Raw genomic sequence first — 9,903 nt, forward strand, 5'->3', positions numbered from 1 at the left:
GGTACCCTCAAAGTCCGATGGAGGCGTGCCAGAGCGGCCGAATGGGGCTCACTGCTAATGAGTTGTCCCCCTCAAAGGGGACCGGAGGTTCAAATCCTCTCGCCTCCGCGGAGTTGTTTGACGGACATAACTGAAGACAAGCGCCCGTAGCTCAACGGATAGAGCATCTGACTACGGATCAGAAGGTTGGGGGTTCGAATCCCTTCGGGCGCGCTTTTTACCAGCGACAACACGCTGAGCCCGTGTCAGCCTCCGGGAAGATTGTCACGAATTGTCACAATCCGCGCCAAACTATGCGCGCCCTCGGCGAGCGCGTCGGGCTGGGAGTGCACGTAGGTGCGCATCGTGAACGCCACGTCGGCATGGCCGAGCCACGCTGCGATCACCGCGGGCGGGACGCCTTGCAGGTGCATGGTGGTGCCGCAAGTGTGCCGCGCGTCGTGCAGCCGGATATGCGGCACGCCCGCGGCAGCGACCGCCTTAGTCCACATCTTGGAGAGGGTGTCGGGGTGGTAGGGCTCGCCGGCCTCGTTGCACACCACGTAACCATCGTCTCGATAAGCGGCGCCCAATGCGAGCTGCTCCTCCGCCTGGCGTTTGCGCGCAGCCTTCAGTTCAGCGCGCAGCGGATCGGGGATCGGAAGGGTCCGCTCCGAGTCTTCCGACTTGGCGTCATCCTGCTCAATGGCCTTACCGTCCACGCTGATGCGCGTCGGCCCGATGGTCAATGTCCGGGCCTCAAGGTCGACGTTGGTCCACCGCAGCCCGCCAATCTCACCGCGGCGCAGCCCGCACAGGGCCAGGTGCCAGGCATGGCGATTGCGGTCCTTCCGGATCGCTCGTAGCACGCACTCCACCTGTGCCGGAGTGTAGGTGGCGAACTTTTTCGGCTTGCCGGGCACGCGGTCGACGTCCTCCACGATGTTCCGGACGACCTTGCCTTCCTTGACAAGCTGCTTGAAGACCTGGGAAAGGGCGACGAGCATGTAGTTGCACGATCGAGCCCCCCATTTACGACGTGTCCCTTCCCCTTTCGCGCGGGCCACCGAACCGTCACGCAGGCGCTGGATGAGTTCGTCGATGTCGCGGCGAGTGAGCTTTTGGACTGAGAGATGTCCTAGCTCGGAACGCACCGGTGCGAGCACCCCGGTATAGCCGGATTTACTCTTGGCTTTGATGCCATGGCGGGACAAGAGCCAGTCCTCGATTGCCTTGTCGACCGTGAGCGCCTTGTCGTGCACATACGTCCCCCTGGCGACGTCGCCGCGGATCTCATCAAGTGCCTTGCGGGCGCCATGCTCTTTGGTGTAACGCTTTCGGAGCTGCTTGCGTTTCCCGTCGACGATTCCTACGTCGACTGTCAGTTGGTACCGCACGACCGGTCGCCCGCCAGCGCGGCGGGTCAGTTCGATGCGTTTGATTTGCGGTGGTAGCTGGCGGCGCTCAACCATCGGTCACAACGGCACAGGTAGGAGAACCGTGTACATGGCACCGGCGCAGCTGTTTTCGCCTTCCACCGACGATTCCGGTGTCCACGGCCACTTGGTAAGGCACGACGGGCTTGCCGTCGGCGCGCCGTGCCAGCTCGACACGCCGAATCTGTGGGGGAGCTGACGACGCTCAGCCATGCTCAGTCACTCGCCGGAGCTTGGGCTGATATCACGATGCTGCTTCTGTGTGTTCTGCGATGAAGCGATTGATCTCGGCGGTGCTAACACGCCGAGAGGCGCAAACCCTTACCCAACGTAACTCACCAGCATCGAATAGTCGATAGATCGACGACCGACTTATGCGCAAAAAGGCGGCCGCTTCCGGGATGGTCAGCAGCAAGGCGGGATTCGCGGCCACGCTGGCGTTATGCGTCCGATTTGGATCGTGCTCTACGGCGAATTCGGCCGAATTCATCGCGTTACGCTCCACTCTTAGATCAGATGTTCGGCCGTCAGATTATTGCTGCATCTGCCGACCGCGCCGCCGAGAGGACGCCGCGGCTTCGCTTCTGTTGGTGAGGGTGACGGCGACCGTCCGCGATCGTTCGAGTTGACACTCGCTGCGCCACTCCGCGCTGTTAGGCCCTGCATCACCTGAACGTAAGTACAAGGTGGAGGTTTCGTCTACCAGAGACGCCCGATTCGTTAGGCAAGAGCCTCAAATTTGTTGAAATTCAACATTTGTCGCCATGGCGTGTGGACAAAACCCTATCCGCTAGAGCGTGCCGAGATAGTCGATACGGTCGATGGCCTCGAGGTCGGTTCGTATCCGCGGTATAAGTGCTGGGGTCAATCGTGCCACCCCCGACTCCCGCAGCAGCAGTTGCGTTTCCGATGCGCATTGTACGAATAGTGTGTCTCGCGCCGATGCGGTTCGGATTGCCTCAGCTCTTTCATGGTCTCCGAACGCTTCGCACACCGCTGCGGTGGCGAGTCGCATTTGAACGATGGAGAGCTCCAACGCATCTGATAGAGCATCCGCCGCGACGCCAGCATCCGGCGGCAGGTGCGCTGGGTCGAGGTTGTGTAGAGCTTCCCACTCGACCATGGCTTTAGCCTGTGCTGCATCGATCAGCTCGCACAGCCTGTGGTAGAGGCTTGCAGGACGTATTGCCCGCCTGCCATCGATGAGCACATGTTCACGGTCGCTGTCGGCTAAACCTCGAGGTTCTTCCGCTCCCGCTGTGCCCGTTCGGGTCGGGCTTTCGTTTGGACCCACGCACTGCCTTGGGGGCTGCGGTCATCGACTGAATGTTCATGGCCGCACGATATGACCGCCGGCGGGCCCCTCTCCACCGTCGTTACCAACCTCGCCCCCAGGGTCTCCCACGCCTCACAGATCCACCACCGGCGGCACTACCGTCGCGCTCCCCATGAGGACCATCGCCGAACAATCTCACCGTCACGGCAGACACTGGAAAAGCCGCCCACCAAACACCACACACCTCTTGCATTAAGGTCTCGGATCGACAACGCAATTACGTCCGTATGTAATTACGTAGGTCACGCTAAACTACTGTTGTGGACTGTTTTTGCCCCAGGTGCGGTGCTGAAGTGCGCAGGCAGCAGTGGCCGCCCCGGCCCGGACGCCCACCCATCTGGTGCTCGCAGCGGTGCCGGCGAGCTGCCTATGAGGAACGTCGTGCCGCCAAGAACGGCGCCGTCGGTGTGCGTATCGAGGTCAGAGAGAAGCCCGTCGAGAGGATCGTGGAACGCGTCCGCGTCGAGACCACGATCGCGCAGCCTGCGGCCGCAGACGCCGCAGCGATTGTTCTTCGGTCTCCGCGCGCGTGTCGCACCGTGCTGGAGGCGCTGGCAGCCGACGCCGCCGCCGGACGTTTAGACGCCGGCGCTCACGCGCCTACCCTCCGCGCGGCCACCGAGCTGCTGCGCGCCCTGCGCCGCGCCCGGCTGATCGCGGAATAGACGGGCGACCCTGGGCGCCGCATCGCGTCGACGCGACAAGCGCGCCGCGCGTACTCGTTCACGCGGCAGGAGTGCGTTTTGCGGTAGCCATCAAGCGCGTGCGTGCGCTGCGTCATCAGCAGTGTCGACGCGCGTCCTGAGTCGTGGCTGCGTCCGCGACAATCGGGTCCAGGCGATTCCTCCCTTGCTGGCCGGGGTGAAGAACCGTTGTCTGCGTTCGCGTCGGCGTCCACTCGAAGGCGCGCGGTTGGAGAATACGTACGCGCACGAGGGTCGCGAGGGAGACCGTCAGCGGTTCGCGCTTGACGGCAGCGCGGACACGCGAACTGGCGTCAGTGCGATTGCGAGGGCTCGGGGGTCTTCGCCGATGTGGTCTGCTGCAGCGCGTCCCAGGCCGCGTGGGAGTTGTCGGCCACGGTGCTCACGTGGTGGGAGTAGGCGTCGATTGCGCGGTACTGGTCGTCAAGATCATCGGCGTCGAGCACGTTGCCCGTCCACCTCAGCGCGCAGTTCCGCCGCTGTGCACACCGGGCCGACATAGTCTGGCACGCAGACGAACTCATACAACGACGCATCCAATCGGTTAGGATCGCTGGCCAGCCAGTCGCTGAAGAACGCCAGCAACTCGCCCAGCTCGACCGCCTCGCCAGCGTCAAGACCCCGAAAGGGACCAATACGAGGTTCCGCCACGGACCCCAAGCCTACCCAACCGCCAGGCAAGCAAAGCAGGCCCAACACGCCAAACGCCCCGCGAAGACATGGGGTGGGGCCAATCCGCCCCGTCACACCGGGGCCACTTCAAGTTGACATTGCGAAAAGTCCACGCTGATGGACGCAGCCTCGATGAGGCCAGCCTGGCGCGGGCGCAATCGCTGGTCGGACTCAAGGGCTACGTCACCAACGTTCCCGTCCAAGACATGCCCGCCACCGAAGTGATCGCCAAGTACCACGACCTGTGGCACGTCGAGCAGTCGTTTCGCATGTCCAAAACCGACCTACGGGCACGGCCGATGTTCCACCACACCCGCCAGGCCATCGAAGCCCACCTGACCATCGTCTTCACCGCCCTGGTCGTCGCGCACTGCATTCAGCAGCGCACCGGCCTGGCCATCAGCAACGCCTTCGAACAACTCAGGCCACGACGGACCTCGGCCATCGTCATCAACGGCGTCACCGAGACCTTCCCACCCGAAATCCCCAGCACCCAACGCGACATCCTCACCCGGCTCGGCATCACGCCGGGGTACTAAAAATGTCCTAACTCAGGTTCGACCTCCTCGACACACCCATCCCGCTCACCACCGCGTAGCCAGAAAAACCACCCCACCAACCACCGAATCCCCAGCTCAGCCCGGGATTCACTCATTTCAGAGACACCGCTAGTTCGGGGTGGGGGCCAGGGTGGCCAGCTCGGTGTGGATCGAGCCGTTTTGCAGGCTGGCCGGAAGCCGATCGGGTTGATCGGTGAAGACCGCCCATGTGGGTGTGCTGGCCGGGGAGGTGTCGTCGGGTAGGGGTGGCTAGCTCAGTTAGAACACGCTGTCTTGCAGTCCGACCGTGGGCTCCCGCTGCTCGACGGTGTCGGGCAGGGCACGCAGAGTAAGGGTGCGGATGGTGATCACAGGTGCACCGGTCGGGTCGGCGGCGTGCAGCGTGAAGGTGTCCGGGCCGGTGGATGCGAGTTGGACGTGGAGCCGGGTTGCCGCAGTGGCGTGCAGGGTGATCCCGGTGAACGCGAACGGAAGCCGCGGCGACGGATCGGCGTCGGGGGCGGTGCGGGAGAACGCGGCGGCCAGCGGGTGCAAAGCGGCGTCGAGGAGAGCAGGGTGGATGCCGTATCCGGTGACGTTGGTGTCGGCGGGAAGCGCCACCTCCGCATAAGTAATGTCGGGCTGGGCGGGGTCGTAGCCGATACCGCGCAGAGACCGGAACGGGGTGTCGTAGCCGAAACCCTGTTCGGCCAGCCGCCCATAGAAGCTGTCCGCGTCGATGGCGTCGATACCCGGCATCGGTGGAAGCACGGACCCGGGCTGCTGCTCGGCGGTCAAAGCGCCGCTGGCGTGCAGGATCCAGGGGGTGGAGGTGTGTTCGTCGCCGGTTCGGGAGTGAACGGTGAAGGAGCGGCGTCCGGTCTCATCGGCGGGATGCACCGAGATCTGAAGGTCGGTGGGCGTGTGGTCGAACAACGCCAGGGGAATGTGCAGGACCAGCTCATCGATGACGCGGCAGTCGGTGTACTGACCGGCCCGCAGGATCAAATCGATGAACCCGGTTCCGGGGAACAAAACGATGTCCTGCACCATGTGGCCGGCCAGCCAGCGCTGAGTGGCCGTCGACAGCCGACCAGTCAACACGATCTGGTCCTGGTCAGCCAGTTCGGTCACCGCACCCAGAAGGGGATGGTCGGGCCGGCCCAGTCCGGCGGCGCTGACGTCGGCGGTGGGGGTGGGGTGCTGCCAGTAGGAGCGATGCTGGAAGGGGTAGGTGGGAAGCGCGATGACCCCCCCCTTGGGGTAGAGGGTCCGCCAGGACGGGCTGTGCCCGTGGTTGTGCAGCTGAGCTAGCGCGGTAGCGACGGTGTCGAGGTCGGGCCGGTCTCGGCGCAAGGTGGTGATGACCGCCGACTGGGTCCGGTCAGAAACGCCGGCCAACGTGTCGGTGATCGCCGGGGCCAGCATTGGGTGCGGAGACAACTCCACAAACGTGCACTCACCCTGAGTGAGCAGGTGGACGACACTGTCGTGGAACCGGACCGGCTCCCGCAGTTGTCTGGCCCAGTACTCGGCGGAGGTGAGCTGTTCGGAGGTTGCTATTTCTCCGGTGAGGTTAGACAGGATGGGCACGGTGGGCGCGGCGAAAGTCAGGCGCGCGGCGATGTCATGGAATTCGGGCAGAGCGGGGTCCATGGAGGCCGAGTGGAAGGCATCGCTGACCGGCAACGAGGTGACACTGTAATTGCGCGTGGCGCAATGGTCGCGGATTCGGCCGAGTTCGTCGGGATGCCCGGAGACGACAATCGATGCTGGGCTGTTGATCGCGGCGATGGCAGTCCCGGGGTGGTCTTGGAGCAAAGCTAAGACGTCGTGTTCGCTGGCCTGCACGGCGATCATCGCGCCGGGCGGACAGGATTGCATCAGCCGACTGCGAGCGGCCACCAAGACCGCGGCGTCGGGCAGTGACAGCACACCGGCGACGTAGGCTGCGGTGAGTTCTCCGATGGAGTGGCCCAAAAGATAGTCAGGGCTGACACCCGACTCGACGAAGAGGACATGCATGGCCACGCCCAGGGCGAACAGCGCAGGTTGTGCGTACGCGGTTTGACGGAGCAGCTCGGCAGAAGCGGTGTCTGGCTGGGCGAACATGACGTCGCGTAGCGGGACTTCGAGATGGTTATCCAAGGCTGCGCATACTTCGTCGAGGGTGTGGGCGAAGGTGCGGTGATAGCGGTAGAGGTCTAGGCCCATGCCGGGGTATTGGGTGCCCTGGCCGGGCAAGACAAACACGGTTTTGCTGCTGTGGTGAGAGGGATTGTGGTGTTGGGTGAGGCGGGGGTGGGGCTGGTCGGCGGCCAGTGCTTGCAGGGCTTGCAGCAGATCGTCGCGGGGGTCCTCGGTGCTGGAACGCTCGGTGATGGTGGCGCGGTAGGAGTGGTGGGTGCGGGTGGTGGCCAGGCTGTAGGCCAGGTCGGTGAGCTCGAGGTTGGGGTGGCTGATCAGGTGCTCGTGTAGCCGGTCTGCTTGAGCGGTCAGGGCCCCGGGGGTACGCGCCGAGACCGACCAAACCCGCAGTGGCGGTTGCGAGACAGGTTCTCCCGCGGGCTGCGAGACGGGTTCTCCCGCAGACACTGTGGGTGACACAGCCCCCGTGGGGGCTTGTCGCAGGATGAGGTGGGCGTTGGTGCCGCTGATCCCAAACGATGAGACCGCCGCGGTGCGGGGGTGGCTGGTCATCGGCCAGGGAAGGGCTTCGGTGAGCAGTTGGACCGTGCCCGCGGACCAGTCGATGTGGGGGCTGGGATGGTCGACGTGCAGAGTGGGGGGCAAGGTGTCGTGGTTGAGAGCCTCGATCATTTTGATCAACCCGGCGGCTCCCGCGGCGGCTTGGGTGTGGCCGAGGTTCGATTTGATCGATCCCAGCCAAAGTGGGTGATCAGAGGTGCGGTTGGCGCCATAGGTGGCCAGCAGGGCACCGGCTTCGATCGGGTCGCCCAGGGTGGTGCCGGTGCCGTGGGCCTCGACAACATCGACCTGATCAAGTGTCAGCCCGGCATTGGCTGCCGCCTGCTGGATGACGCGCTGTTGGGCGGGCCCGTTAGGGGCGCTCAAACCGTTGGAGGCGCCGTCTTGGTTGACAGCAGACCCAGCGATGACCGCAAGGACCCGATGGTTGTTACGGCGGGCGTCGCTAAGCCGTTCCAGGACCACAACCCCGGCGCCTTCCCCAAAGCCGGTGCCATCGGCGGCGGCGGCGAAGGCCTTGCACCGGCCGTCAGGGGCCAGCCCGCGTTGACGGGCGAACTCGGTGAACACCCCCGGTGACGTCATCACCGTGACACCGCCGGCAAGCGCCAAAGTGGATTCACCGTTGCGCAGGGACTGACACGCCAGATGGGTGGCCACCAGTGCAGACGAGCACGCGGTGTCCACGGTGATAGCGGGACCCTGCAGACCCAACAGGTAGGCAACCCGCCCAGAGGCCACGCTGGTCGCGGTCCCGGTCAGGGCGTAACCCTCAGCGCTATCGGAGCCGGCAGCACCATAGGGCTGTGCCCACGCCCCGGCGAACACGCCGGTATCAGACCCCGCCAACCCAACAGGGTCGATTCCCGCGGTCTCCAACGCTTCCCAGCACACCTCCAGCAGCAGCCGTTGTTGCGGATCGATAGCCTGTGCCTCACGCGAGGAGATACCGAAGAAATCAGCGTCGAACCCAGTCGCATCCCGCAAAAACGCCCCAGAACGCGTATAGGTCTTACCCACCGCATCGGGATCCGGATCAAACAAACCCGCCAGATTCCAGCCACGATCAGTCGGGAACCCGCCCACCACGTCCCTGCCACTGCTCACCAAATCCCACAACGCCGCCGCCGAATCAACACCCCCGGGGAACCGGCATGCCATACCGACCACCGCCACTGGCTCATCCAGCCGCGCACGAAGAGCCCGGTTCTGCTGCTTCAGCCGCTCGATCCGTATCAGTGAGAGTCGGAGGGCTTCAGCTGCTCTTTCGCTTTCGCTTTCGCTAGCCATTTTTCTAGGGACTACTCATAATCGCCTTCGCCGCTCAGGGCGATGTTCATGAGTTCGTTCAGGTTCATTTCTGCGAAAGCCCCTTCACTACTGTTGGAATCTGCAGAGCTTTTGTCGCCCAGCATGCCTAGAAGCACGTCGAGAATCCCTTCGTCGCGAAGCCGTTGTACTGGAATCGTGCTGATGAGGCGCTGGATTTCGACCTCGGGCGCATTATTGACACTGTTCTCAGATAGTTGTCGCTGAAGGTGAGTGGCCAAGGCGGCGGGGGTGGGTTGGTCGTAGATCAGGGTGGATGAAAGGCTCAGCCCGGTAGCGGTTTTGAGCCGGTTACCTAGCTCGACGGCGGTCAGCGAGGCAAACCCGCTGCCCTGGAAAGACCGGCCGGGATCGATGTCGTCGGGGTTGGAGTGACCCAGCACAACCGCGATGTGTGAACGCACCAGGTCGAGTAGTAGGTTGTGTTGTTGGTCGCGGGTCAGTCCGTGGAGTCGTTGGGCCAGCGCCGATTTGACTGCGGTGGCCTCGGTGGTGACCAGCCCCCGCAGGGGGTGGCGGACCAGATTGTTAAACAGCGGCGGTAACCGGGCGCTGAGGGTGGGGTTGGCCAGCGCCGTGCGGTCCAGGAGGGCGGCCACCACGGTGGGGTGATTAACGATGAGCGCGGTGTCAAACAACTCCAGTGCTTGATCGGTTGTCATCGCCGCCACACCGCTATGGCTCATTCGGGTCAGGTCACCACCAGTTGTGTGTTTGGTCATGGTGCTGGCTTGTTCCCAGAATCCCCACGCCATCGATACCGCCGGGAGCCCGGCCGCGCGCCGGTGACTGGCCAACCCGTCCAGGAAAGCGTTGGCCGCCGCGTAATTACCCTGCCCTGGAGAGCCCACCGTGCCGGCCAGCGAGGAAAACACCACAAACATCGACAGGTTCAGATCTCGGGTCAACTCATGTAGGTTCCACACCGCATCCACCTTGGCCGCCAACACCGTATCGATCCGGTCAGGGGTCAACGAGGTGATCACCGCATCATCGATCACCCCGGCGGCGTGTATGACTCCGGTCAACGGCGGGTACTGCGCGGGCAGTCCTGCCAGCAACGCCGCCACCGCGTCACGATCGGCGACATCACAGGCCACCACCTGCACCTCGGCACCGGCCTGGGTCAACTCGGCCACCAACTCACCGGTCCCCTCGGCGCGATCCCCACGGCGACTGGCCAGCACCACATGACCGAC

Annotated in this window: 8 protein-coding genes, 2 tRNA genes and 1 pseudogene; 4 read left to right on the forward strand and 7 right to left on the reverse strand. The window is 64.1% G+C overall.

The window, feature by feature from the left end; all coding sequences use genetic code 11:
- Positions 1 to 19 precede the first annotated feature (19 nt).
- Positions 20 to 108 (forward strand) — tRNA-Ser (locus ACLP9N_RS33940).
- Positions 109 to 140: 32 nt separating this feature from the next.
- A tRNA-Arg gene (locus tag ACLP9N_RS33945) sits at positions 141 to 213 on the forward strand.
- Between the two features lie 32 nt (positions 214 to 245).
- Here ACLP9N_RS33945 and ACLP9N_RS33950 read toward each other — a convergent pair.
- The 3 genes from ACLP9N_RS33950 to ACLP9N_RS33960 form a co-directional block, all read right to left on the reverse strand.
- Complete coding sequence (locus tag ACLP9N_RS33950; RefSeq protein ID WP_442411496.1) at positions 246 to 1,376, reverse strand: tyrosine-type recombinase/integrase; 1,131 nt, start codon at positions 1,374 to 1,376, stop codon at positions 246 to 248.
- A 283-nt stretch (positions 1,377 to 1,659) separates the two neighbouring features.
- Positions 1,660 to 1,905, reverse strand: coding sequence for a helix-turn-helix domain-containing protein (locus ACLP9N_RS33955; RefSeq protein ID WP_442411497.1), 246 nt, complete (start codon positions 1,903 to 1,905; stop codon positions 1,660 to 1,662).
- A 300-nt stretch (positions 1,906 to 2,205) separates the two neighbouring features.
- Positions 2,206 to 2,625, reverse strand: a complete 420-nt coding sequence (locus ACLP9N_RS33960; RefSeq protein WP_442411498.1) for a hypothetical protein — start codon at positions 2,623 to 2,625, stop codon at positions 2,206 to 2,208.
- 419 nt (positions 2,626 to 3,044) lie between these two features.
- Between ACLP9N_RS33960 and ACLP9N_RS33965 the strand changes: the two genes are divergently transcribed.
- On the forward strand, positions 3,045 to 3,416 hold the full coding sequence (locus tag ACLP9N_RS33965) for a hypothetical protein (protein ID WP_442411499.1): 372 nt from the start codon (positions 3,045 to 3,047) through the stop codon (positions 3,414 to 3,416).
- A gap of 332 nt (positions 3,417 to 3,748) precedes the next feature.
- Here ACLP9N_RS33965 and ACLP9N_RS33970 read toward each other — a convergent pair whose 3' ends face one another.
- Complete coding sequence (locus ACLP9N_RS33970) at positions 3,749 to 3,901, reverse strand: hypothetical protein (protein ID WP_442411500.1); 153 nt, start codon at positions 3,899 to 3,901, stop codon at positions 3,749 to 3,751.
- Positions 3,885 to 4,106, reverse strand: coding sequence for a hypothetical protein (locus tag ACLP9N_RS33975; protein WP_442411501.1), 222 nt, complete (start codon positions 4,104 to 4,106; stop codon positions 3,885 to 3,887). Before ACLP9N_RS33975 ends, ACLP9N_RS33970 begins: the two co-directional genes overlap by 17 nt.
- Before the next feature lie 125 nt (positions 4,107 to 4,231).
- On the opposite strand from ACLP9N_RS33975, the pseudogene ACLP9N_RS33980 reads away from it, so the two are divergent.
- Positions 4,232 to 4,666: pseudogene (locus ACLP9N_RS33980) on the forward strand (IS1634 family transposase); the annotation flags it as partial.
- A gap of 279 nt (positions 4,667 to 4,945) precedes the next feature.
- Here ACLP9N_RS33980 and ACLP9N_RS33985 read toward each other — a convergent pair.
- Positions 4,946 to 8,665, reverse strand: coding sequence for a type I polyketide synthase (locus tag ACLP9N_RS33985; RefSeq protein WP_442411502.1), 3,720 nt, complete (start codon positions 8,663 to 8,665; stop codon positions 4,946 to 4,948).
- Positions 8,666 to 8,676: 11 nt separating this feature from the next.
- Positions 8,677 to 9,903, reverse strand: a 1,227-nt coding sequence (locus ACLP9N_RS33990; RefSeq protein ID WP_442411503.1) for a type I polyketide synthase, incomplete at its 5' end; no start/stop codon positions are given.

This window comes from Mycobacterium sp. (genome assembly GCF_052144515.1).
Lineage (GTDB): Bacteria > Actinomycetota > Actinomycetes > Mycobacteriales > Mycobacteriaceae > Mycobacterium.

Excerpts from the sequence above, each read along its gene's own strand:
- ACLP9N_RS33955 (WP_442411497.1), bottom strand. The coding sequence starts at position 1,905 with ATGAATTCGGCCGAATTCGCCGTAGAGCACGATCCAAATCGGACGCAT.
- ACLP9N_RS33985 (WP_442411502.1), bottom strand. The coding sequence starts at position 8,665 with ATGGCTAGCGAAAGCGAAAGCGAAAGAGCAGCTGAAGCCCTCCGACTC.